The sequence below is a fragment of the Escherichia sp. 93.1518 genome, from assembly GCF_013368915.2.
Taxonomy (GTDB): Bacteria; Pseudomonadota; Gammaproteobacteria; order Enterobacterales; family Enterobacteriaceae; genus Escherichia; species Escherichia ruysiae.
Genome location: NZ_JABWMT020000017.1, coordinates 47002 through 72394 on the forward strand (window position 1 = coordinate 47002; position 25393 = coordinate 72394).

The following is a 25393-nucleotide window of genomic DNA, read 5'->3' on the forward strand; positions in this document are numbered from 1 at the left end:
CTTCTTCCCTTAGCGAAAGGCCCGGTGCAGAGACCGGGCTACAGGATTAACTTTTGGTTTTGACTAAATCGTTTTTGGCGCTGCCAAACGGCACGGCACCGCTAAATGGTTTGCCGTCGATAGCGTCATGAGTACGTAACGCTTCCGGGCGCAGCCAACGCTGAACGCGGGATGGCATATCCAGACCAATCAGCAAGATCACCACGAACGTCAGACTGAACGAGAGCGATCCCAGCGCAGTGCCCAGATCCAGACGTTGAGCGATCAACGCGCCGAGGATTGGAGCCAGTGCGCCGCCAAGTGCGCCGACGTTGTAGGTAAAGCCCAGCCCCGCCGCACGCTGGTCGGTATCGAAATAACCGCCGATCAGTTTCGGTAAGATCCCGGAGATGCCCTGACCAAGCATTTGCTGGAAGAACAGTAACAGACCGAGTACCCAGACGTTTGCGCCGCCAATCGCAAATACCGGAATAATCAGCAATTGTGAAGCTAACAGGCTATATACGTAGGCTTTGCGGGTTCCCAGCCAGTCACCGAGGAAGCCACCGACGCAGCAACCCACCGCCGCACCAAAACCACTAAAGAACAGCACATTGGCGACCGTATGAGGGTTATAAGCCAGCTCAGTTTTCAGATACGTCGGCAACAGCGCCTGAATCGGCCATGAATAGAGGAAAGCAAACAACACAACCACCATCAGCATCACACCGGTTGGCCAGCGTTTGCCCGTACTCTGTACCATAAAGCTGATAAAGATTGCGGCGCATAACAGCCCAAGAACAGCGACGATTGCGGCATTTTGCAGGTTGCCGGCGAAGCAGAACCACAGCGCAGTAGCTGCCGCCAGCGTCATCACGATATTGGCGATGCGATGTTCACCACGGTAAAGAATATCCACCATTGTACGTACCGGTGCTTTACCTCCGTGTTTCTCTTTCCAGTCTTCTGCTTCCGGGATGTTTTTCCGCAGCCAGAGAGCAAAGATGATCGGTAAGATGCCGATAAAGAACAGCGCACGCCAGCCCCAGATCGGAACCACCAGGCTGTATACTTGGGCAGCAACGACGGCACCTACAGAGAAGCCGGAAATCAGAAAACCACTGGCTTTGTTACGCAGGTGTTTTGGCCAGCTTTCAATCACATAGGTGGCGCTGGAACCGTATTCTCCTGCCATCCCCATGCCGATCACCAGACGAGCGATAAACATAGTGATGTAGCCTGGCGCGAAGCCGCAAGCCAGCGTCCCGACCGAGAAGAGAACGATACTGGTGACCATTGCCAGACGACGCCCGTAACGGTCCCCCATAGCCCCAAGCATCAGGCCTCCGAACCAGCGTGAGATAAAGGCTGCGGAGATCAGACTTGCCGCCTGCACCGTCGTCAGCCCAAATTCACCTTGTACTTCGGTGAGTACCAGGGCAATTAAAACGAAATCAAAACCATCAAGTAGATATCCCAACCAGGCAGCGGAAAATGCTCGCCATTGTGCGCGGTTGAGATGGCGATACCACGGGATATTCTGGGTTGTAGTACTCATTGTGAGTCTCCCGCGATGGGCGTTGCCCACACGCTTTGGTATGAAAGTTGTAGGGTACAGATGCGTTTATTTCCCCTCACCCGGTAGGGGCGAGTGAGGGGAAAAACTCACCCGCGCTCTTGCATCAACTGCTGAGCCAGCGCCTTCAGTTCTGGCAGATATTTTTCATCTACCGGACCAAACGGTTTGCGGCACAGCGGAACGGACACCACATCCATATAGTGCAGAACTGTTTTCAGGCCACGGAATACGCCAGTTTTAATCAGCAAATCAATGACTTTGTTGCACTCGGTTTGCAGTTTCTGCGCGGTCTGGATATCACCTTCTTTTAACGCCTTAACGATGCCCTGATAACGCCAGCCCATGATGTTGTAGGTACTACCGATACCACCATCAGCGCCCGCCAGCAGGCCGGAAGCAAAGATTTCGTCGTAACCGTTGTAGAGCACCAGATCCGGATGTTCACGACGGATCTGCTCCATCTGATAGAGATCACCAGAGGTCTGTTTCAGCGCGCCGACACCTGGCAACGTAACCAGAGTGTTGATCTGATCCAGGCTCAGTTTAACGCCGCTTAACGCCGGAATGTTGTACACCACCATCGGTAAACCATCCGCTGAATCAATGATTGCCCGGTAGTGATCGCAGTGTTCTTCAAAGCTGAAAGGATAGTAGAACGGCGTAACGGCAGAGACGGCATCGAAGCCATAACGTTTAGCAGATGCCGCAAGTTGTTGGCTTTCAGCAGTGCTGACGCAACCTACGTGAGCGATTAATTTAATCTTACCTTTCGCCTCTTCAGCGACGATTTCCAGTACCTGTTCACGCTCGGAAAGGCTCTGTACAAAGGCTTCGCCGGTTGAACCACCTACGTATAAGCCGTCGATGCCCTGCTGAATATTGAACTGAACCAGGCGGCGCAGACTCGCTTTATCCAGTGCTTGTTGTTGGTCAAAAGGAGTCAGGAGTGCGGCCATTACGCCACGTAAATTTGTTGCCATAAATACCTCTGAAGTGATGCTTGCCTGTTAGAAACGATATACCTTTATACCTGTTATACCAGATCAAATAAGCAACACATCATACAGAACGCTTATAATGCGATCTGCTTCACTAAAGTGGCATTATTTCTTTTTGTTGGTGGTCTGACCGAAGGCGTGCCAGGTGGCAGAAACGCTGTTGAGATGCGATTGCAATGCGCGATCGGCTTCATCGGGATCGTGACGACGGATCGCATCAACGATCGCAATATGCTGCTGATAACTAACGTTATTATGCTCGTGCAGCGCCTGATCGGCGACTGTCGGACGGGCGGCGATCAGCCAGTCGAGCAGAGCAACGTGGATCGCCATAAAGATCGGGTTCCCAGGGATCTCTGCCAGCACACGGTGGAAATCAACGTCTGAACGAATAAACGCGGCGTTGTTATCCAGCGACTGACTGTTGATTTCCAGAGCTTTTGCCAGCAAATCAATTTGCTCATCGGTGGCATGTTCAGCCGCATAGCGCACCAGGCTGGACTCAAAGAACAGGCGTAACTGTTCGAAATGGGCTATCCCGCCAGGATGGGAAAGAAAATCTTTTGCCATGCCGGAAAGCTCGCCGATGATGGTGTCCGCAGAAGGACGCGAGACACGAGCGCGTTCACCATTATTAATTTGTACCAGACCTTTGCGCTTTAACGCCGCCAACGCCTCACGTACCGAAGGACGCCCAACGTTAAAGAACGCCATAAGTTCGCGTTCAGACGGCAGTTGCTCACCTTCGCCAAATTCACGACGGCGGATCATCTGCTCCAGCTCTTCCTCCACCATTTCGGAGAGTTTTTTGCGCGCCAGTGGACGACGACGCAAGTTACGACCGATAGTAGCCGGAGAATCTTCTGCTTGCGGATCAAATGCGTTCATAGAGCTCTTTCTGGGAAAATACGTTGACGGATAATAGCGAAGTTATCGTAACACAGTATTAAAATCAGGCGAAAAGAAGGTAGATAGCAAAACAGGCCACATGGGCCTGTTTATCATTTATTTCACAACCCGCAATGCCGGGCGTCCACCGCGTGGAGGCTGTGGCGGTTCATCGTCAGGATGATGGTCATCATCGTGATCGGGCTTATCGCCGTCAATGACCGACATAACGGTTTCATTATCTGCCGACGCTTCATCATCATTCATGATACTGGCATCTTCGTCGTAGGCAGCTTCAGGCTCGAACATCGTTCCTGCGCCATTTTCGCGGGCGTAGATAGCCAGCACGGCAGCCAGCGGCACTGAAACCTGACGCGGAATGCCACCAAAGCGCGCGTTAAAACGCACTTCATCATTCGCCAGTTCCAGATTGCCAACCGCACGCGGCGCAATGTTGAGTACGATTTGCCCGTCACGCGCATATTCCATAGGAACCTGCACGCCAGGGAGCGTCACATCCACCACCAGGTGCGGCGTGAGCTGGTTATCCAGCAACCACTCATAGAATGCACGCAGCAGATAGGGACGACGTGGTGTTAGCTGTGACAAATCCATACAGATTAACTCCGGCCCAGACGCATTTCACGTTCTGCTTCAGTTAAAGAAGCAAGGAAAGAGTCACGCTCAAAGACGCGGGTCATATAGCCTTTCAGCTCTTTCGCACCCGGGCCGCTAAACTCGATGCCCAGTTGCGGCAGACGCCACAGCAGTGGAGCAAGGTAGCAATCAACCAGGCTGAACTCATCGCTCAGGAAGTACGGCTTCTGACCGAAGACCGGCGCAATCGCCAGCAGTTCTTCGCGCAGTTGCTTACGTGCGGCATCTGCTTCAGAAGCTGAACCGTTGATGATGGTGTTCATCAGCGTGTACCAGTCTTTTTCGATACGGTGCATGTACAGACGGCTTTCACCGCGAGCTACTGGGTAAACAGGCATCAGTGGCGGATGCGGGAAACGCTCATCCAGATATTCCATAATGATGCGAGATTCCCACAGGGTCAGCTCACGATCCACCAGGGTCGGAACGCTCTGATTCGGGTTGAGGTCAATCAGATCCTGAGGCGGATTGTCCTTTTCCACGTGTTCGATCTCGAAACTTACACCTTTCTCAGCCAGCACAATGCGGACCTGATGGCTATAGATGTCAGTAGGACCGGAAAACAGCGTCATTACCGAACGTTTGTTGGCAGCGACAGCCATGAAAACCTCCAGGTATAGTCAGAATTTTTACTGCTACCAGCCACCAGGTGGCCAGTCAGAAGTTATGTTACCCAGTAAGGAACGACTCTCTTTGTTCGAAAATCAAACAAAAAATGAGCAATACCCGACATTTGGGCAGAAAATTGGATGATAGTTTACCAGATTTTGCGACCTTTGTGGTAAGTCGATACCGGAAATGGGGAAAAAGAGATGCGCTTTAGTCTGAAATGGTTAACTTAATCCCTTATCGGCGATGTTGTTTTTGCTTTACCTACCTGTCAGACGGTAGCAAAAAGCATCTTTCCATTTTACGCTGATTCAGATTTTAGCCATAAAAAAACCCGCCGAAGCGGGTTTTTTCGCAAATTGTATTCTGCCAGAGCAGAAAGCAATTAACGTTTGGAGAACTGCGGACGACGACGTGCTTTACGCAGACCGACTTTCTTACGTTCAACCTGACGAGCGTCACGAGTAACGAAGCCAGCTTTACGCAGTTCAGAACGCAGGGACTCGTCGTACTCCATCAGAGCGCGGGTGATACCGTGACGGATCGCACCAGCCTGACCAGAGATACCACCACCTTTAACGGTGATGTACAGATCCAGTTTCTCAACCATGTCGACCAGTTCCAGCGGCTGACGAACTACCATGCGGGCAGTTTCACGACCGAAGTACTGTTCCAGAGAACGTTGGTTGATAACGATTTTACCGTTGCCCGGTTTGATGAAAACGCGAGCTGCGGAACTTTTGCGGCGACCAGTGCCGTAGTATTGATTTTCAGCCATTGCCTATAATCCCGATTAGATGTCAAGAACTTGCGGTTGCTGTGCCGCGTGGTTGTGCTCGTTACCCGCGTAAACTTTCAGTTTACGGAACATAGCACGACCCAGCGGGCCTTTTGGCAACATGCCTTTAACCGCGATTTCAATCACACGCTCAGGACGGCGAGCAATCATCTCTTCAAAGGTCGCTTGTTTGATACCACCGATGTGACCGGTGTGATGATAGTACACTTTGTCAGTACGCTTGTTGCCGGTTACAGCAACTTTGTCAGCGTTCAGAACGATGATGTAATCACCAGTATCTACGTGCGGAGTGTATTCCGCTTTATGCTTACCGCGCAGGCGCAGAGCCAGTTCGGAAGCCAGACGGCCCAGAGTTTTACCGGTCGCGTCAACAACATACCAGTCGCGTTTTACGGTTTCTGGTTTAGCTGTAAAAGTTTTCATTAAAAGCTTACCCAATAAATAGTTACACGTTGGTGAACACCCAAACGTCTTCAATTGTTGAGGTTCACACGACAAAGTCCGGCAAACCTACCCCTTCGAATAGCCTATGCCAGCACACAAAAAGTTTTGGGAAAAAAACTTTCTTGTAACGTGGGGTCGCAAGATTATAGAGAAGTCGGGGTCAAAGATCGACCCCTTTTTGTGATTTGTGACAGGTTTTAACCCGCCAAATGCTCGCGCTTCAAATACTCTTCGCTTTGCATCTCTTGCAGACGTGACAGGCAACGCTGGAACTCAAACTTCAGCCGCTCGCCCTGATAAATTTCATACAAAGGTACTTCCGCGCTCACCACTAGCTTGACATGGCGCTCGTAAAATTCATCCACCAGCGCAATGAAACGCCGCGCTTCACTCTCCATCAACCGCGTCATGACAGGCACATCAAACAACATCACCGTGTGAAACAGACGTGAGAGCGCAATATAGTCATGCTGGCTGCGGGCATCGACGCACAGCGTGGTAAATGACACCGCCAGCGTCTGGTTTTCTACGCCCATTGTCGCCAGCGGTCGATGATTGATTTCCAGCGTAGGGGCTTGTTCTCGTTTTGCACCTGCCAGCGCCAGCCACAGCTTATCCATCTGCTCACGCGTTTCATCATTAAGCGGCGACAGCCACAGATGCGCCTGAGTAAGGGTACGCAGTCGATAATCAACACCGGCGTCCACGTTCATTACATCACAATGCTGTTTAATGGCATCGATTGCAGGCAGAAAACGCGCACGTTGCAGGCCATTTCGATAAAGCTCATCCGGCGGAATATTTGACGTTGCTACCAGCGTTATGCCGCGAGCAAACAATGCTTTCATCAGGCCACCCAGCAGCATGGCATCGGTAATATCAGAAACAAAAAATTCATCAAAACAGAGCACGTCAGTTTCGGCTTTGAAACGATCGGCAATAATTTCCAGCGGATCGCTCTGCCCTTGCAATGCGGTTAATTCTTCATGCACCCGCAGCATAAAACGGTGAAAATGCAGCCGCTGTTTTCGCTCTCCCGGCAAACTTTGATAGAAAAGATCCATCAGCCAGGTTTTCCCGCGCCCTACACCGCCCCACATATATAAGCCACGCACCGGCGCGTTGCTTGCATCTTCGCGCTTCCCCCACAGTTTCCCGACCCGTGCCATTAGCCCGCTAGCCCTGGGGACTGGCGGCGTGCTGTTGATTAATTCCTGATAGATAATCTCCAGCCGACTGACGGCCTCTTTTTGTACGTCGTCGGATTGATGGCTACCTTCATTGAGCGCCTTCAGGTATTGCGATGTCGGGGTAACGCTTTGCATGATGTTCTTGTTATTCCTTGAATAATCGGTGTGCCGTTGTTCACGGTTGACGAAAAAAAGGCCGTTCTACACTACGCGATATGCAGTCGGGATTCCACTTCTGTGGAATTAACGGTTATAGTGGCATAATCAGCCGCAGGCATGGAGCCTGAAGCCAACACCCTACGGAAACAAAAGACAACGGGAGATGTTCATGACCTGGGAATATGCGCTAATTGGGTTAGTCGTCGGCATCATTATTGGTGCTGTGGCCATGCGTTTTGGTAATCGTAAACTGCGCCAGCAACAGGCGTTGCAGTACGAACTTGAAAAAAATAAAGCTGAACTGGACGAGTATCGCGAAGAGCTGGTTAACCACTTTGCCCGCAGCGCGGAATTACTGGATACCATGGCGCACGACTATCGCCAGCTGTATCAACACATGGCGAAAAGCTCTAGCAGCCTGCTGCCGGAACTGTCTGCTGAAGCCAACCCGTTCCGCAATCGTCTGGCAGAATCTGAAGCCAGCAACGATCAGGCTCCGGTGCAAATGCCGCGTGACTATTCTGAAGGCGCATCCGGCCTGTTACGTACCGGCGCGAAGCGCGACTAATTTATTTTTCGGGCGCAGCCATTGCGCCCTCCTCTTCTCTTCTTCCCCCGACTATCATTTAATCTGGTGTCTCATTGTTTGCCATCTGAAAATTCAATAACATCAAACTGTTTTGAATCTCTTTTTCTTATCATTCAGGTACGAGAGCAGGAATAATGAAAAAGCAAACCCAGCTGTTGAGTGCATTAGCGTTAAGTGTCGGGTTAACTCTCTCGGCGCCGTTTCAGGCCATCGCATCGATTCCCGGCCAGGTTGCCGGTCAAGCGCCTCTGCCCAGTCTGGCGCCGATGCTGGAAAAAGTGCTTCCCGCAGTGGTCAGTGTTCGAGTCGAAGGAACCGCCAGCCAGGAGCAGAAAATTCCGGAAGAATTCAAAAAGTTTTTTGGTGATGATTTACCGGATCAGCCTGCGCAACCTTTCGAAGGTTTAGGTTCCGGCGTCATAATCAATGCCAATAAAGGTTATGTGCTGACCAACAATCACGTCATTAATCAGGCACAGAAAATCAGTATTCAACTCAATGACGGGCGTGAGTTTGATGCAAAGCTGATTGGCGGTGATGACCAGAGCGATATCGCCCTGTTGCAAATTCAGAATCCAGGCAAATTAACGCAAATTGCCATTGCCGACTCCGATAAACTGCGCGTCGGTGATTTTGCCGTCGCTGTCGGCAACCCGTTTGGTCTTGGGCAAACAGCCACCTCCGGGATTGTTTCCGCATTAGGCCGCAGTGGGTTAAATCTCGAAGGTCTGGAAAACTTTATTCAGACCGATGCCTCTATTAACCGTGGTAACTCCGGCGGTGCGCTGTTAAACCTTAACGGTGAATTAATTGGCATCAACACCGCAATCCTTGCCCCGGGCGGCGGTAGCGTAGGGATTGGTTTTGCCATTCCGAGTAATATGGCGCGAACTCTGGCGCAGCAACTTATTGATTTTGGTGAAATCAAACGCGGCCTGTTAGGCATTAAAGGTACCGAAATGAGTGCCGATATCGCCAAAGCATTTAATTTGGACGTTCAGCGCGGCGCGTTTGTCAGCGAAGTGCTGCCAGGTTCTGGCTCGGCGAAAGCAGGCGTGAAAGCGGGCGATATTATTACCAGTCTCAACGGTAAACCACTCAATAGCTTTGCTGAGTTGCGTTCTCGTATCGCGACCACCGAGCCGGGCACGAAAGTGAAACTTGGCCTGCTGCGTAACGGCAAACCACTGGAAGTAGAAGTGACACTCGATACCAGCACCTCATCGTCAGCCAGTGCCGAGATGATCACACCTGCGCTGGAAGGCGCAACGTTGAGCGATGGTCAGCTAAAAGATGGCGGCAAAGGTATTAAGATCGATGAGGTTGTCAAAGGAAGCCCCGCCGCTCAGGCTGGCTTGCAAAAAGACGATGTGATCATTGGCGTCAACCGCGATCGGGTGAATTCGATCGCTGAAATGCGCAAAGTGCTGGCGACAAAACCGTCCATCATCGCCCTGCAGATCGTACGTGGCAATGAGAGCATTTACCTGCTAATGCGTTAATGTCGTAAACCGGGCATCAGGCTGACGTGTGATGTCCGGTTAACTCGTGGTATGCTGCTGCCGTTCCCTTTTTTAATGACGCCTCCATCATGTTTGTGAAGCTCTTACGTTCCGTTGCGATTGGATTAATTGTCGGCGCTATTCTGCTGGTTGCCATGCCTTCGCTGCGCAGCATTAACCCGCTTTCCACACCGCAATTCGACAGTACCGATGAGACGCCTGCCAGCTATAATCTGGCGGTTCGCCGCGCCGCGCCAGCGGTAGTCAACGTTTATAACCGTGGTTTGAACACCTCCTCACACAACCAGCTTGAGATCCGTACACTGGGATCTGGCGTGATCATGGATCAACGCGGTTATATCATCACCAATAAACACGTGATCAACGACGCCGATCAGATCATCGTCGCCTTACAGGATGGTCGTGTTTTTGAAGCATTACTGGTGGGATCTGACTCTCTAACCGATCTGGCGGTGCTTAAAATTAATGCCACTGGCGGTTTACCCACTATTCCAATCAATTCACGACGCGTACCGCACATTGGCGATGTGGTGCTGGCGATCGGTAACCCATACAACCTCGGGCAGACCATTACCCAGGGCATTATCAGTGCCACGGGTCGAATCGGCCTGAACCCGACCGGGCGGCAAAACTTCCTGCAAACCGATGCTTCCATTAACCATGGTAACTCTGGTGGCGCGCTGGTTAACTCGCTAGGTGAGCTTATGGGCATTAACACGCTGTCGTTTGATAAGAGTAACGATGGCGAAACGCCGGAAGGTATCGGCTTTGCGATTCCTTTCCAGTTAGCAACCAAAATTATGGATAAGCTGATCCGCGATGGTCGCGTGATCCGTGGCTACATTGGCATTGGTGGACGAGAGATCGCACCTTTGCACGCGCAGGGCGGCGGCATCGATCAACTGCAAGGGATCGTGGTTAATGAAGTGTCACCTGACGGCCCGGCGGCGAATGCGGGTATTCAGGTCAACGATTTGATTATTTCAGTGGATAACAAACCGGCCATCTCTGCTCTGGAGACGATGGATCAGGTGGCGGAAATCCGACCAGGCTCGGTGATCCCGGTTGTAGTGATGCGTGATGATAAACAGTTAACGTTGCAGGTCACCATTCAGGAATATCCGGCGACCAATTAAGGCCAGCGTGAAAGACAAAAAACCGGAGACGTTGCTCCGGTTTTTTTTATTATCCGCTAATCAATTACTTATTAACGAACTCTTCGCCCAGGGCGATATCTTTCTTCAGCGTATCCAGCATACCTTCCAGCGCGTTCTGTTCAAATGCGCTCAGGGTGCCGATAGATTTACGCTCTTCCACACCATTTTTACCCAGCAGCAGCGGTTGAGAGAAGAAACGTGCGTACTGACCGTCGCCTTCAACGTAGGCACATTCTACAACGCCTTGTTCACCCTGCAGTGCGCGAACCAGAGACAGACCAAAACGTGCAGCTGCCTGACCCATAGACAAGGTTGCAGACCCGCCACCGGCTTTCGCTTCAACCACTTCAGTACCCGCGTTCTGGATACGTTTGGTCAAATCAGCCACTTCTTGTTCGGTGAAGCTGACGCCAGGAACCTGTGACAGCAGCGGCAGAATGGTAACACCAGAGTGACCGCCAATAACCGGCACTTCAACTTCGCCCGGCTGTTTGCCTTTCAGTTCCGCAACAAAGGTGTTGGAACGAATGATATCCAGCGTGGTAACGCCGAACAGTTTGTTTTTGTCATAAACACCGGCTTTTTTCAGCACTTCTGCAGCGATAGCCACAGTGGTGTTCACTGGGTTAGTGATAATACCAATGCACGCTTTCGGGCAGGTTTTCGCAACTTGCTGTACCAGGTTTTTCACGATACCGGCGTTAACGTTAAACAGGTCGGAACGATCCATACCCGGTTTACGCGCAACACCTGCAGAAATAAGAACGACATCTGCGCCTTCCAGAGCAGGGGTCGCATCTTCACCAGAAAAACCTTTGATTTTCACAGCAGTAGGGATATGGCTCAGGTCGACGGCCACACCGGGAGTGACTGGAGCGATATCATACAGGGAGAGTTCTGAACCTGAAGGCAGTTGGGTTTTTAACAGTAGTGCAAGCGCCTGGCCGATACCACCAGCAGCGCCGAGGACTGCGACTTTCATCCTAAACTCCTTATTATATTGATAAACTAAGATATGTTGCTCCGCTGCCGCGACCTTAATCCACAAATTCCCTGTTTACAATGACCACTTCTCAAGAATGTGTAGTCACGCAAATTTGGCGTTTATGCATTTAATTGACGTAATCAGGGAGCTAACTTACGTAATTAACAGTCGCTTATGCGTTAGAGCAACATTCCAACAGGTGGTGACAATATACCCTACCGTTCAGCCAAAACAACATCATTTTGATAACAATTAATTTACTTTTAAGCGAAATTTACATGCCGTGACGCAGGCATGTTTCTCAATAACGAAATTTGATAAAATCCCGCTCTTTCATAACATTATTTCAGCCTTCTCCAGGGCAGACTGTTTGCATAAAAATTCATCTGTATGCACAATAATGTTGTATCAACCACCATATTGGGTGACTTATGCGAAGCTCGGCTAAGCAAGAAGAATTAGTTAAAGCGTTTAAAGCGTTACTTAAAGAAGAGAAATTTAGCTCCCAGGGCGAAATCGTCGCCGCATTGCAGGAGCAAGGCTTTGACAATATTAACCAGTCTAAAGTCTCGCGGATGTTAACCAAGTTTGGGGCTGTACGAACCCGCAATGCCAAGATGGAAATGGTTTACTGCCTGCCAGCTGAACTGGGCGTACCAACCACCTCCAGTCCGCTGAAAAATCTGGTGCTGGATATCGACTACAACGATGCTGTTGTGGTGATTCATACCAGCCCTGGCGCGGCACAATTAATTGCGCGTCTGCTGGACTCTCTGGGCAAAGCAGAAGGTATTCTTGGCACTATTGCCGGTGATGACACCATCTTTACCACCCCTGCCAAAGGTTTTACCGTCAAAGACCTGTACGAAGCGATTTTAGAGCTGTTCGACCAGGAGCTTTAATCTCTACCCCGCCGCTTCTGGCGGCGGGAAAAATGCTGCATTCTCCTCTCATCTCCCTGCTTTCCCCTGCCATCTACTTAACGAATAGTGCGCTTTACTGCGACAAAACATTCACATCTTGAATACATAGGGTAATAATCGCACATTATGCAAAATGCTATATCATATTGAAATTAATGATATTTATCATGGTGCACTATGTTTTTAATTCCACTTTGTTATAAAAATTAATATTTTTAACACTTTAAACTTAATACAAACGGTTAGCGTGGTATTAATTAGCTAGATAATTAGTGTATACTTGATTTTGTGATATGGGTCACGAAACAAAGACCCAGTTAAAAGATTATGTCGAGGTAAAAATCATGAAAATCAAAACCACTGTTGCTGCATTAAGCGTACTTTCTGTTCTCTCTTTCGGTGCGTTCGCTGCCGATTCCATTAATGCTGCACAAGCGCAAAACCGTGAAGCTATCGGTACAGTATCCGTCAGTGGGGTGGCGTCTTCACCGATGGATATGCGTGAAATGCTGAATAAAAAAGCGGAAGAAAAAGGCGCAACGGCCTACCAGATTACTGAAGCTCGTAGCGGTGACACCTGGCACGCTACGGCTGAACTGTACAAATAAACCCTCATCGTCTTGTCCGACGATATTGCCCCCGGTTCGGGGGCTTTTTTTGCGCTAATGACGAACATTAAAACGCAAATGCCCTTCCAGCTCTTCCTCTGCCTCATCAAACAGCAATATTAACGCGCCAAAACGGCGACGCGTTTTCTCTCCCAGATGAACAAATTCGATCTCCAGCGGTAGCGGCAGGACATCGTTCATTAACACATCCCATAAAGAGTCGAGATCGCGTACCTTATCTTTCGCCAGGCCAAAGGTTTGGCTAAAGTCGCGATAAAAATCCTCCTGACTCTCAATCTCATCAAAATCAAAGGTATAGATATTCATCTGTTGCCACCGTCACGTTTCGCGGCGAGTTCTGCCGTTCATCGCTAAGTATAGACATGAAAAAACCGACGCTTTTGGCGTCGGTTTTAACTTAACTATCGGTCAGCGCGTGCTGGTATTTATGCAGCATACCAGTAAGCCGATGCACCGGTTCCGTCACCTGCGGTGGCGCTTGCCAGATGCGTAGCTTTTCCTGATAGATTTCCAGTTCTTCCAGCAACTGCCCAAAGTACCGACGACGTTTATCATCGCTACGGGCAGATATCACATGGTCTGCTGTGCGGCGCATTTGTCGGTGAAACGCCGATAAATCCTCGTTAACCGGGATCGGCGCATCACGCAGGCGCTGGTGTGCGATAATCATCGTCAGCGCCAGGCGAAATTTCGGCAAATCTCCGGGAAATTTATTCATCAGCAAAAACAACTGCTGATAAAGTGCCGGAAGATGGTTCTCTTTACGTCGCGCGACATTGGTGGTCATCGCGGAAACGGCAGCAGAAACAAATTGATTAAGCAATACGCGTCCGGTTCTGTCGCGCGATTTATCCCGCACCAGCAAAATAACGATGAACGCGAGCACACAGCCGACGATTTGCCCTAATGCGCTGTCGAGAAACTGGCTGAAATGGAACGTCATCGGGTTATCCAGCACGATAATATTGATGGTGCTGGCCAGCGCCCCCATTGAGCCTAGTCGCCGTTTCTGTACCTCAATGCCGAGGAAGAATCCCAGCACTGCAAGGCTAATACACAGCAGCAACATACTCTGTTGGGTATTAGGGATAATCACCAAAAAGTAGAGCAGCCCTAACGGCAGCGCCGCCAGCGTCCCGTAGATAAAGTCGATCGCCACCATACGTGGATTCGGCAAACGCATTGCCAGTGACGTCACTACCGCAATCATCACCATTGCGCCACTGCCGGAAGTCCACCCCGTCCACAGCCAGAAAAGCGTGCCAAGAATGCAGGAAATTGTGGTTCGCCAGAAGTTTACCATCGCATGATGACGTTCGGCTGACTCTACTTTTACTTCCGGCTCGCCTTGCAGGATCTCTTCTTCGGTCGTGTTGATTTTTGTGTTACTGATAACGCCGCGTTTGAGCAATTGATAACGTGTTGCTGCCGCGACCCAGCTATAAATGGTGACAGGTGTTTCACGTTCCCCGGTCCAGGCAATAACTCTCCGCAGGCGTTTTAACTGCTTGTGAACGTCCTGCGCGGTTTCTACCGGCGTGTCAAAAAATTCGCGGAAAGTATCAGTGATCAATTCCGGGCGCGAATTCTGAATCAAATAGGTTTCGCAGGACTGGGTAATCAGCGTCAGCGATAGCGTATTGATCGCTTTTAAACGTCGATTGGCTCGCGCCCAGCGGGAAGATTCCATATTCAGGTTGCTGCGCATACCTTGTAGCGCCGTGGTGCGTCGAACCAGGTCGCCCCAGGCCTTATCGACAACTTCACCATCGCCATGCTTGATACAGAGTTGCATTAATTGATATTGCGCGACCAGCAAACTTTCCAGCTCTCGATCCACTTCTTGTTTGATCGATCGCGGAGAAAAGAGCAGATCCGCCATAATCGCACACACAATACCAATAACGATCTCACTACAACGTTCGACGGCAAACTGCGGCGTAAGCAGCGGTTCCGGCTGAATAGTGATCACAATGATCAGCGCGGTATAACCAGCCAGTCCCCACGCATAGGAGTTTTCTATTCGTACCAGTGAAGAAATCCAGGTACAAAAACCAGCCCAGATACAGCACACCAGAATCATCAGCAAGGGGGCGCGGATCATCGCAATAATGATCACCAGCCCGGCAATACAACCAATAAATGTGCCGATGATACGTAAAAAGCCACGATAGCGAATAGCACCAGAATACGGTTCGCCACCGGCAGCAAAGGCCGGGCCGGCGGCAACAATCGCCGCTGTCAGTACCGCCCAACGTGGCGTTTCCAGCTGAAAGTGAAAGCCAACAAACAGCGCCAGCACAATGGCAGTCGCCAGTTTTACCGCGAAGCGAATATGTTGGTTAGCAATGGAGAAAATACCCATCGTGATTAACCAAACTCACGCAGGCGATGAGCCATTTTACGGAAGAACGAATCCTGGCTTTCGTCACGATCCTGTTTGCCAGTGACCACCACCGTAGCGGTGGTGCCCGCAGGCCAGATGTTCTCTTGCCGGTTGTCGAGACGAATACGTACCGGAACACGTTGCGCCAGACGCACCCACTCCAGGTTAGAGTCGATAGTCGCCATTCCTTTGTCATCGCGCGTACTGCTGGCGTTGGTGACCCCGGCAGCGACGCTATCAACCGTACCTTTCAGAACTTTGTTGCTGCCAAGCGGCGTGATCTCTGCGCGATACCCAGGGCGTACGCCTTCCAGCTTGGTTTCTTCCATATAGGCCAGCACATAGAAGGAGTTCTGTTTCACCAGCGCAACCGCCGTTGAGCCACGGGTAATAAACTCACCGGTATAGACGTTGAGATTGGTCACCCAACCATCTGCTGGCGCGCGGATCACCGTGCGTTCAAGATCCAGTTTTGCCAGATCGCGGGTCGCCTGCGCTTTCGCTAATTGATGCAGAACCGTTTGTAGTACGTTGTTGGCCTGGTCTATCTCTTCGCGAGACATCGCCTGTATGCCGAGACGGTTACGACGTCCGGCCTCCTGGCGTTTCTCCTGTGCCAGCACCTGATAATAAGCAACATCGGCTTGCGCTTCCTCGAGCGCCTTTTGATAGCGCGGCTGATCGATGGTGAACAGTACCTGTCCTTTTTTCACCAGCTGGTTATCATGAACATTCACCTGAGTAATGAGTCCGGATACGTCCGGCGCGATCGCAACGACGTCGGCGCTAAAGCGCGCGTCACGCGTCCACGGGGATTCGGTGTAATAGACCCAGGCATTAAAAATTGCGATGAAGGCCAGAATGACTAATACGACCGTGATGGCCGTACGGGAGAATTTTCTTATTAGTGTTTTCACTTCAACCTCAAACGAACAGTCGCGATATCAAATAAAACAAGCAGCAATAGAGCGCGGTGTTGAACAACGCCGGATGCCAGACAAAGTCGTAGATACCTGTTGGCACAAGTACCCGGCGCACCAGCCAGAAAATCGCCAGTGATAAAAGCAATTCGAAAAATATCGGTGGGAAGGACAGCCCAAACACCACGATAATGGGAAACAGACTCATGTTGACCTTGGTTGTATAGAGAGAGCAGGCGTTATTATTTTCAGCATCTGTCGCCGCAGAGAAGGGCATGGAAAGCCGGGCGAGAGCAACATTGCTGTAGATTGATATTTAATATATTAGCGTAACTGTTATGCTGTTATCTATATTATGTGATCTAAATCACTTTTAAGTCAGAGTGAATAATGGAACGACTAAAACGCATGTCGGTGTTTGCCAAAGTAGTTGAATTTGGCTCTTTTACCGCCGCCGCCAGACAGCTACAGATGAGCGTTTCGTCCATCAGTCAGACGGTGTCAAAACTGGAAGATGAGTTGCAGGTAAAGCTGCTAAACCGCAGCACACGCAGCATTGGTCTGACCGAGGCCGGTAGAATTTACTACCAGGGCTGCCGTCGGATGCTCCATGAAGTGCAGGATGTCCACGAACAACTGTATGCCTTCAATAACACGCCCATCGGGACGCTGCGCATTGGCTGTTCTTCAACTATGGCACAAAATGTTCTCGCCGGGCTGACAGCAAAAATGCTGAAAGAGTACCCAGGCCTGAGCGTGAATCTGGTCACAGGTATACCTGCGCCCGACCTGATCGCTGATGGTCTGGATGTGGTGATCCGCGTCGGCGCTTTGCAGGATTCCAGCCTGTTTTCCCGCCGTCTGGGCGCGATGCCAATGGTGGTGTGCGCCGCTAAAAGCTATCTCACACAATACGGCATACCGGAAAAACCCGCCGATTTAAGTAGCCATTCATGGCTGGAATACAGCGTGCGCCCGGACAATGAATTTGAACTGATCGCCCCGGAAGGGATCTCGACACGGCTGATCCCTCAAGGGCGATTTGTCACAAATGATCCAATGACGCTGGTGCGCTGGCTGACGGCAGGCGCCGGCATCGCCTACGTGCCGCTGATGTGGGTGATCAACGAGATCAATCGCGGGGAACTGGAGATCTTGCTGCCGCGTTACCAGTCAGATCCACGCCCGGTTTATGCGTTGTATACCGAAAAAGATAAGCTGCCACTGAAGGTGCAGGTCGTGATCAACTCACTGACGGATTATTTTGTTGAGGTCGGTAAGCTGTTTCAGGAGATGCACGGGCGCGGGAAAGAGAAGTAATTCATATTGTACTGTCACGTTGTTCAAACCTGTGCCAACGGGTTCCCCTCACCCTAACCCTCTCCTCAAAAGGGCGAGGGAACCGTTCGTGTACGTGGAAGGATTAGTTATCCTTCTGAAAATACTGGGATTATTACGCTGTACCGCCAACGGTCAGATTATCGACTTTAAGCGTCGGCTGACCCACGCCAACCGGCAAACTCTGCCCTTCTTTACCGCAGACACCCACGCCGTTATCCAGTTTCAGGTCGTTGCCCACCATCGAAATCTGCTGCATGGTTTCGATACCGGAACCAATCAACGTTGCGCCTTTCACCGGCTTCGTTACTTTACCGTTTTCAATCAGATACGCTTCTGAGGTGGAGAAGACAAATTTACCGGAGGTGATATCCACCTGACCGCCACCGAAGTTCGGCGCATAGATGCCATACTCAACGGATTCAATAATTTCCTGCGGGGTAGATTTACCCGGCAGCATGTAGGTATTAGTCATACGCGGCATTGGCAGGTGAGCGTAGGATTCACGGCGACCATTGCCGGTCGGCTTCATGCCCATTAAGCGCGCGTTGAGTTTATCCTGCATGTAACCTTTCAGGATGCCGTTCTCAATCAGCACGTTGTACTGGCCTGGTGTACCTTCGTCATCAATCGCTACCGAACCACGGCGATCGACCATCGTGCCGTCATCAACCACGGTACACAGTTCAGAAGCCACCAGCTCCCCGACCTGTCCACTAAAGACCGAAGTACCACGGCGGTTGAAGTCGCCTTCCAGGCCGTGACCGACCGCTTCATGCAACAGCACGCCAGGCCAGCCAGCGCCGAGAACCACCGGCATGGTGCCCGCAGGTGCGGCAACAGCAGAAAGATTGACCAGCGCCATACGCACGGCTTCTTTTGCCCATGCATCCGCACGAACTTCGCCGTCAAGATCGGCAAGGAAGAACTCATAACCAAAACGACCACCGCCGCCACTGGCGCCGCGTTCGCGTTTACCACCTTCTTCGACCAGAACGCTCACAGAAAGACGCACCAGAGGGCGCACATCTGCCGCCAGGGTGCCGTCAGTCGCCGCAACCAGAATTAATTCATAGACGCCACTGAGGCTGGCAGTCACTTCCTGTACGCGTTTGTCCGCTTCGCGAGCAACCTTATCGACACGACGCAGGATATCCAGCTTCTCTTCACGGCTCATGCTTTGCAGCGGGTCGACCGAGGTATACAGCGGGCTATGCTCTAACGCGCCCAGCGTCTGTACTTTGCCATCGCCGTTGTCACGCACAATGGTACGTGCCGCTTGCGCACTCTGTTCCAGCGCCAGCAGGCTGATTTGGTCAGCGTAAGCAAATCCGGTTTTTTCACCGCTGATTGCACGCACGCCAACGCCCTGATCGATGTTGTAAGAACCATCTTTAATAATGCGGTCTTCTAAAACCCAGGATTCGTGATAGCTCGACTGAAAATAGAGATCGCCATAATCAAGGCGACGTTCGGTCAGTTGACCGAGGATCGCGAACAAGTCCTGATGTTTCAGGCCGTTCGCCGCTAGCAATTGTTCACTTACCAGGTTCAGACTCATCGTTTTTGCTACTCGTTAGTTACTGCGGTAGAGGATTTTTTACGGCTGCCGGATGCGGCGTGAACGCCTTATCCGGCCTACGGTTATGTTCCGGCTCGTTGGCCGTATGGCAACGATTATCTTATGAGATTGGGGCAATTACGCGCCCTCGTCAAATCATTGCGCTTTTTCTTTACGCAGTTGGCGCAACACTTCGTTGATTTGCGGATCGTCCAGCGGACCCGAAATGTGATAGCGCAAAATGGAAACTTTGCTCCACAGCGGCCCCAGCACTTTACTGGCGGCAAACACTGCCGCGCCGACAATGGGGTTAACCGCAAAGGCTGCAGCCACGCCCACCGTCGCAGAAATCTCTGGTGCGACAACCGCTTCCATATTCAGATCGCGACGTACCAGATTTACCGACCCTTTCATGGCGATATCCGCTTCCAGGCCATCCACCAGCGTATCGTCAGTGTGCATAACGCCGTCTTTAATCCACGCGGTGCTGCGAATGGAGTCAAAATAGAACCCTTCGCCAAAGGTATCCCTGAAATCAAAACGCAGCTTACGCATCAGGGCATCAACGCTCAATAAGCGCAGCAATTGCCCGGCATGTCCGGTGCTAATTTCGGTAATTTCGCCTTTGCCCAGTTGAGTATGAATGATGCCATTCAATGTCGCTTCATCTGGCTGCCACGGTGCTTTACGCCAGTGTAAATCGTAATCCACATTAAATGACGACTGGCGTATTGGCGTCGTGACACCAAAAAATTCTGCGGCGGCATCAATTTTCTGTCCGCGCAGTTTTCCTTTCAGCGAGGTGCGTTCATTCCCCGGATTGTTAACCCATTCACCATCGGCAGTGAGTCGCGAGAAACCGGTATCAATCAGTCCATTGGTCAGCGTTAACGTATCGCCGGAAATGGTGATATCGCTGTCGATGCGACCGAATTTTTGCCCCCAGAACCAGCACTCTGCGCAACGTATTTGCGCGTCCGGCCAGCCACGGAAGCTGATGCGCTCCGTGGTCGGGAAAGGTGATGAACTCGTTGATTTACCACCTGTTTTCGCTACGTTCGGGTTGTAATAGAGATATTTAATATTCGCCAGCCACGGCGCGTTATTACGCATCGCCAGCGTAGCGTTGATTTCACGCCCTTGCGCCTCAACCTGCGTACCGTTTGCCATCGGTTGCGAGACGATGCTCAGGTTATTCCACTGCTGATTCCCCAATGACAACGCCGGTGTACGTAACGTAATGTGCTGAGGGAAACTCGCCGCGCTACCAACTTTTTCCGTCGCGCCTTTCTGGAATAGCGCCAGCCATTCGGCGCCGTCCATTGGCGGCATATTTAACTCAACACCACTCTGTTCCGGTAACGGGGGAAGCGTTTTGCTGTCTGCCGCCCAGATAGCGCGCTCAAGCGTCAACTTTTGACCGAGCAACCAGCGGCTATTGAAATGGTTCTTCGTGCCAGCCTGCCCGGTTAATTCAAAGCTGTTGAGATTGCCATCAACCTTAATGTTAACCGGTAGCGGTTCGCCCGCAGGTTTGGCTAACGGTGAGGGTAAGTGACTACTCACATTCTTCAGATCGCCGTTCAGCTCTACGTTATAGGTCGCGCCAGCATGATAAGGCAGCTCAATACCCACTTTTCCATCCCACGCCACGCTGCCGCTTAACGCTTCGTTCACCGCTTCAGGCAGAACGCCGGTTTTCGCCGGTTGCCAGTTGCCGTTGAGATTCACCGCAACCTGGTAGGCTTTCGCCCCTTCTTTGGTGGAAAAATCCACGTTCAGTGGCTGGTTAAACCAGCTTGCTGTCAGTGGTTCACTTTGCAGATCACCATTGATAAAGCTGAATTTTCCGCTCAAATTTTTCAGAGTGCTGTCGAGGGGTTTGATAAACAGACTGTTGTTGCGCAGCGTCACTTCACCTTTCGCTGTAACCAGTTCGCCGTTCAGCGGGATATCGAGATGTAAGCGAGCATTCACATCGCCGTCGAGCTGGAGTTCTTGTAGGGTCGCGCCCAGCGAATCCTTCAGCGGCGTCTCATCAAAGTAAGGACCAACGGCTTTACCCGGACCTTTAATGTCAGCGTCAATCAGCAGCTTTTCTTTCGAGTAGTCAGGGATCACCGCAGTGAGGTTACTGGCACGCACACCGCCCAGATTAACGCCATCGGTTTTCATCCATAAACCGTCGTTAATAAAGTCCAGTTCAATATCGAGATTAGTCAACGCAGGCCAATCTGGCTGGAAAGCAAACTTCGCGTTACGCAGCGGCACCAGCACTTCAAACTGACCTTCGTTGTGTTTGTAAGGGAAAAGATGTGGATTGCCGCCATAAACCAGGGTTGCGTTATCCGCTTCACCGCCCTGAATTGCGCCACTTAGATAATCGACTAACTCTTTCCCCATCAGGTTTTCCGGGAAATAGCGCCAGGCTTGTGAACCATCATCGGTACTAATGCCAGCCAGAATCCCCAGCCAGGGTTCATCGTTAGCAGGTTGCAGGTAACGAAAACCGCCGCGCGCATGGACGGCTTTAGCTTTGACGTCGATGTTACGACCATCCAGCTGGAAACCTTTGTCATTATTCAACCAGCTTATAGTTGCCTGACCGTCGGCAATTTCCAGCGGTGCGCGAAATACCGTTTCGTAAGGCATTTTCGCCTGCTTCATGGAAGCCGTCAGCAAACCATTTTCTACGCTTCCTGAAAGCGTCCCGGAGAAATGTTCCGCGCCTGGCAATAATTTCCATTGTTTCCAGGCCAGATCGCTCCACGATGCCTGAAAGCGGGTCTTCTCTGCCGCCTGAAGCGGGATATCCAGCGCCAGCGTGTTGATCTTGCCGCTCGGCTGGGTTGAACGCCAGATATCACCCAGCGCAGGTGAAAGTTTCGCTGCTAATGGGCGTATGCCTTCCAGCCCCGCCAGCTCCAGATTGCTGGCGCGAATCCGTAGTTCGTCACTGCGTTTATTGTTTTTGCCGCCAACGTCCTGTTCCGGTATCCAGGCCAGCGTCAAAGCTCCACTCGGCCAGGGTTTGCCGTCCATGGTGATCCGCGTATCAGGAATGGAAAACTGCCAGCCCGAATGTTCGCGCGTTATGTGCGCGGTCAGATTATCCACCGACAGCGAATGTGTTTTTTTCTCGCCCAGCCAGCTTGCACCACCCTGTTTCAGCCAGACATCGCCGCCGATCACATCGCCTTTGTCGATCGTCATCCAGCCTTCAAGGGAGAACTGTGCCGTTTCCAGCGCAATATTGTCCTGCATCCATTTACCGAGCCACGGCTTCAGGTCAATGTCATTAGCCTGGAGCCAGACGCGACCATTGCTTAACAGTCCCTCGTCATCACGCAGATCCATGCGCACCTGCATCACGCCGTGTTGTCCGGTCAGACTGGAGAGACTTACCTGACCTTCCGCGCGGTGTCTACGTGGATCGTTAAGCCAAGTGAGTTGCGGGATCGCCAGTTCAGCGCGCTGACCGGATGGTGTCAGGAAGCTGATTTCGCTATCGCGGAGATCGAAGTGATCGAACTGACGAAGAAACAGATCGCTGATGTGGCTGGCTTCCAGGCTATCATTACTACCACCACTGGTGATGGGAGTATTGGTGCGAAAGCGCAGTTGCCAGAAAGTGAGGTCGCGAAACTGCCAGCGCATATGCAGCAGGCTCTGCCAGACATCCAGCGCCAGGGTGACACGTTTAACCGAAAACTCACCGCCATCTTTCAACTCAGCGCGGATGTCATGTGCTTCAAGTGTTGGGCCAAAATTTTGCCAACTGGCGGAGAGCTGACTGGCTGCCACCGGCATACCCGTCGCGGATTCAATTTTGTTAAGGATTTCCGGGCGCCAGGCGTCGAGGTGCGGTAAAGCAATACGCAGGCCGCTGACCAGCAGCGCAGCGATCACAACGAGCGCGGCTCCAGTAAGCAGTAAAATCCCCGGCAATCGCCTCACCCGTCACTCCTTGTCTGCTAAAAATGTGACTCAAAAACCCTTTGCCGGATGGCGGCCCAGCATCTGTTTACATCATTACGACGTCAAACTGCTCCTGGTTGTAGAGCGGTTCGATTTGTACTTTAACCTGCTTGCCTACGAAAATTTCCACTTCCGCCAGCGAGTGAGATTCTTCGCCTTTCAAGGCTTCCGCTACTGCCGGAGAAGCATAGACCAGGAAACGGTCAGAGTCGTAAGCATGGTGCACGCGAACGATCTCGCGCATGATTTCATAGCATACCGTTTCCACGGTTTTTACCGTTCCGCGACCGTGGCAGGTAGGGCATTCATTACACAGTACGTGCTCAATGCTTTCGCGGGTGCGTTTACGCGTCATTTCCACCAACCCCAGAGCAGAAAAACCGTTAACGCTGGTTTTCACCCGGTCTTTACTCAACGCCTGTTCCAGCGAATGCAATACGCGGCGACGGTGATCTTCATTATTCATGTCGATGAAATCAATAATGATAATCCCGCCCAGGTTACGCAACCGTAACTGGCGAGCGATAGCCTGCGTCGCTTCAATATTGGTATTGAAGATGGTGTCGTCCAGATTGCGATGACCGACAAACGCCCCGGTATTGATGTCCACAGTGGTCATCGCTTCGGTCTGGTCGATAATCAGATAGCCGCCGGATTTCAGTTCTACTTTGCGTTCCAGCGCCCGCTGGATTTCGTTTTCGACATCAAAGAGATCGAAAATTGGCTGGCGTCCGGTGTAATGCTCCAGCTTGCTGGTCATCTCAGGAATATATTCCGAGGTGAACTCAAGCAATGCTTCGTAAGTCAGGCGCGAGTCAACGCGAATACGATCCAGCTCAGCGTCGGCGAAATCACGCAGAACACGCTGCGCCAGCGCCAGTTCGCCGTACAGTTGATAACGGGTCTGTGGACGCTTTTTACGCTCCATCACTTTGGTCCAGACACGTTTCAGGTAGGCTGCATCGGAGGCCAGCTCCGCTTCGCCAACCCCTTCCGCCGCAGTACGGATGATAAATCCGCCCTGCTCGTCGCAATACTCTGCGACCACTTTTTTCAGGCGTTCACGTTCAGATTCACTTTCAATGCGTTGGGAAACCCCAACGTGAGATGCACCCGGCATAAACACCAGATAGCGAGATGGCAGCGTGATATCTGTGGTCAGGCGCGCACCTTTAGTGCCAAGCGGGTCTTTCACCACCTGCACCATCAGATCTTGTCCCTGACGCACCAGCTCTGAAATATCGCGCACCGTGAACTGCTTTTGTTCTTCACCCGCCACACATTCGGTGTGCGGCATGATGTCGGATGCATGAAGAAACGCGGCTTTATCCAGCCCAATATCTACAAAAGCCGCCTGCATACCCGGAAGTACACGACTTACACGACCCTTGTAGATATTGCCTACTATTCCGCGTCGCGCCTCACGTTCAATATGAATTTCCTGCAGAATACCGCCATCAATATACGCCACTCGTGTTTCCGAAGGCGTTACGTTTACCAACAATTCAGCCGTCATGTTTATCCCTTTTGTCACGCAGTGCGTTAAAATTACTTAATAATTCATACGTTTCAACCAGCGGTAAGCCGACTACGGCGTGATAGCTGCCATTTATCTTCCTGACAAAACAACCACCCAGCCCCTGAATACCGTATGCACCTGCTTTATCTAACGGTTCACCGCTGGCAACATAGCCCGCGATGTCTTCGTCTGTTAACGTTCTGAACGTCACATCGGTGACCACCAGACAATCGAGAATGTACTGGCTGTCTGCCAGCGCCACCGCCGTCATTACCTGATGAGTCTGTCCCGATAATTTGCGCAACATCTGCGCCGCATGCTCTGCATCGCGCGGTTTCTCTAACACTTCCCCATTCAGGACAACGATGGTATCCGCTCCCAGCACCGGGAGATCCTGCGCAGTATGAGCAACACCTGCTTGCGCTTTCTCACGCGCCAGACGCATGACATACTGCTGCGCGCTCTCCTGCGGATGACGCTGTTCCTCAATGCCCGTAACAATACGTTCAAAGGTCACGCCAAGTTGCGCAAGTAACTCCTGACGACGCGGAGAACCGGAAGCTAAATACAGAGAAGTCATAGA

The 25393-nt window shown here is 51.4% G+C and carries 23 protein-coding genes; 6 read left to right on the top strand and 17 right to left on the bottom strand.

Annotated elements, in window-relative coordinates; genetic code table 11:
• Positions 1-46 precede the first annotated feature (46 nt).
• The 8 genes from nanT to zapE form a co-directional block, all read right to left on the bottom strand.
• A complete protein-coding gene (nanT, locus tag HEN21_RS13975; protein WP_000108484.1) occupies positions 47-1537 on the bottom strand; it encodes a sialic acid transporter NanT in 1491 nt (496 codons plus the stop codon).
• Positions 1538-1644: 107 nt separating this feature from the next.
• Positions 1645-2538, bottom strand: coding sequence for an N-acetylneuraminate lyase (gene nanA / locus HEN21_RS13980; RefSeq protein WP_000224706.1), 894 nt, complete (start codon positions 2536-2538; stop codon positions 1645-1647).
• 123 nt (positions 2539-2661) lie between these two features.
• A complete protein-coding gene (nanR, locus tag HEN21_RS13985) occupies positions 2662-3444 on the bottom strand; it encodes a transcriptional regulator NanR (protein ID WP_000990910.1) in 783 nt (260 codons plus the stop codon).
• Positions 3445-3561: 117 nt separating this feature from the next.
• Positions 3562-4059 (bottom strand): ClpXP protease specificity-enhancing factor, encoded by a 498-nt coding sequence (sspB, locus tag HEN21_RS13990; protein ID WP_000366123.1) that lies wholly within the window; start codon positions 4057-4059, stop codon positions 3562-3564.
• A 5-nt stretch (positions 4060-4064) separates the two neighbouring features.
• Positions 4065-4703, bottom strand: coding sequence for a stringent starvation protein SspA (gene sspA / locus HEN21_RS13995; RefSeq protein ID WP_000257293.1), 639 nt, complete (start codon positions 4701-4703; stop codon positions 4065-4067).
• Between the two features lie 392 nt (positions 4704-5095).
• Positions 5096-5488, bottom strand: coding sequence for a 30S ribosomal protein S9 (gene rpsI, locus HEN21_RS14000; RefSeq protein WP_000829818.1), 393 nt, complete (start codon positions 5486-5488; stop codon positions 5096-5098).
• Between the two features lie 15 nt (positions 5489-5503).
• The gene (gene rplM, locus HEN21_RS14005) at positions 5504-5932 is read right to left on the bottom strand and encodes a 50S ribosomal protein L13 (protein WP_001517180.1); all 429 of its coding nucleotides are present in this window, start codon (positions 5930-5932) and stop codon (positions 5504-5506) included.
• A gap of 218 nt (positions 5933-6150) precedes the next feature.
• A complete protein-coding gene (gene zapE, locus HEN21_RS14010) occupies positions 6151-7278 on the bottom strand; it encodes a cell division protein ZapE (RefSeq protein ID WP_001192364.1) in 1128 nt (375 codons plus the stop codon).
• A 193-nt stretch (positions 7279-7471) separates the two neighbouring features.
• Here zapE and zapG point away from each other — a divergent pair, with 193 nt between their 5' ends.
• The 3 genes from zapG (at position 7472) to degS (ending at position 10550) form a co-directional block, all read left to right on the top strand.
• Positions 7472-7870 (top strand): Z-ring associated protein ZapG, encoded by a 399-nt coding sequence (gene zapG, locus HEN21_RS14015; protein WP_010345273.1) that lies wholly within the window; start codon positions 7472-7474, stop codon positions 7868-7870.
• A gap of 155 nt (positions 7871-8025) precedes the next feature.
• Entirely contained in the window at positions 8026-9393 is a 1368-nt protein-coding gene (gene degQ, locus HEN21_RS14020; RefSeq protein ID WP_000745038.1) for a serine endoprotease DegQ, read from the top strand.
• 89 nt (positions 9394-9482) lie between these two features.
• A complete protein-coding gene (gene degS / locus HEN21_RS14025) occupies positions 9483-10550 on the top strand; it encodes an outer membrane-stress sensor serine endopeptidase DegS (protein WP_000497717.1) in 1068 nt (355 codons plus the stop codon).
• Positions 10551-10614: 64 nt separating this feature from the next.
• Here the strand turns inward: degS and mdh are convergent, their stop codons facing one another.
• Positions 10615-11553: a malate dehydrogenase gene (gene mdh / locus HEN21_RS14030; protein WP_001295272.1), complete on the bottom strand. Its 939-nt coding sequence runs from the start codon at positions 11551-11553 to the stop codon at positions 10615-10617.
• 434 nt (positions 11554-11987) lie between these two features.
• On the opposite strand from mdh, the gene argR reads away from it, so the two are divergent.
• Positions 11988-12458: a transcriptional regulator ArgR gene (argR, locus tag HEN21_RS14035; protein ID WP_001257843.1), complete on the top strand. Its 471-nt coding sequence runs from the start codon at positions 11988-11990 to the stop codon at positions 12456-12458.
• Positions 12459-12823: 365 nt separating this feature from the next.
• Positions 12824-13087, top strand: coding sequence for a peroxide/acid stress response protein YhcN (gene yhcN, locus HEN21_RS14040; RefSeq protein ID WP_016159490.1), 264 nt, complete (start codon positions 12824-12826; stop codon positions 13085-13087).
• A 54-nt stretch (positions 13088-13141) separates the two neighbouring features.
• Here yhcN and HEN21_RS14045 read toward each other — a convergent pair whose 3' ends face one another.
• The 4 genes from HEN21_RS14045 to aaeX all read right to left on the bottom strand — a co-directional run bounded on the left by HEN21_RS14045 (position 13142) and on the right by aaeX (position 16622).
• Positions 13142-13414 carry a barstar family protein gene (locus HEN21_RS14045; RefSeq protein ID WP_001029013.1) on the bottom strand — a complete coding sequence of 91 codons (273 nt, stop codon included), beginning with the start codon at positions 13412-13414 and terminating at the stop codon, positions 13142-13144.
• A 91-nt stretch (positions 13415-13505) separates the two neighbouring features.
• Positions 13506-15473: a p-hydroxybenzoic acid efflux pump subunit AaeB gene (gene aaeB, locus HEN21_RS14050; protein ID WP_000510935.1), complete on the bottom strand. Its 1968-nt coding sequence runs from the start codon at positions 15471-15473 to the stop codon at positions 13506-13508.
• 5 nt (positions 15474-15478) lie between these two features.
• Positions 15479-16411 (bottom strand): p-hydroxybenzoic acid efflux pump subunit AaeA, encoded by a 933-nt coding sequence (gene aaeA, locus HEN21_RS14055; protein WP_176251702.1) that lies wholly within the window; start codon positions 16409-16411, stop codon positions 15479-15481.
• Positions 16412-16418: 7 nt separating this feature from the next.
• Positions 16419-16622 (bottom strand): p-hydroxybenzoic acid efflux pump operon protein AaeX, encoded by a 204-nt coding sequence (gene aaeX / locus HEN21_RS14060; RefSeq protein WP_176251703.1) that lies wholly within the window; start codon positions 16620-16622, stop codon positions 16419-16421.
• Between the two features lie 182 nt (positions 16623-16804).
• Here aaeX and aaeR point away from each other — a divergent pair, with 182 nt between their 5' ends.
• On the top strand, positions 16805-17734 hold the full coding sequence (gene aaeR / locus HEN21_RS14065; protein WP_000440317.1) for an HTH-type transcriptional activator AaeR: 930 nt from the start codon (positions 16805-16807) through the stop codon (positions 17732-17734).
• 133 nt (positions 17735-17867) lie between these two features.
• On the opposite strand, the gene tldD is transcribed toward aaeR, so the two are convergent.
• The 4 genes from tldD to yhdE all read right to left on the bottom strand — a co-directional run bounded on the left by tldD (position 17868) and on the right by yhdE (position 25390).
• Positions 17868-19313 carry a metalloprotease TldD gene (gene tldD, locus HEN21_RS14070; RefSeq protein WP_176251704.1) on the bottom strand — a complete coding sequence of 482 codons (1446 nt, stop codon included), beginning with the start codon at positions 19311-19313 and terminating at the stop codon, positions 17868-17870.
• 156 nt (positions 19314-19469) lie between these two features.
• Entirely contained in the window at positions 19470-23270 is a 3801-nt protein-coding gene (yhdP, locus tag HEN21_RS14075) for an AsmA2 domain-containing protein YhdP (RefSeq protein ID WP_176251705.1), read from the bottom strand.
• Between the two features lie 67 nt (positions 23271-23337).
• A complete protein-coding gene (gene rng / locus HEN21_RS14080; protein ID WP_000123197.1) occupies positions 23338-24807 on the bottom strand; it encodes a ribonuclease G in 1470 nt (489 codons plus the stop codon).
• A complete protein-coding gene (yhdE, locus tag HEN21_RS14085; RefSeq protein WP_000203083.1) occupies positions 24797-25390 on the bottom strand; it encodes a nucleoside triphosphate pyrophosphatase YhdE in 594 nt (197 codons plus the stop codon). The genes rng and yhdE overlap by 11 nt, the downstream gene beginning before the upstream one ends.
• Positions 25391-25393 lie beyond the last annotated feature (3 nt).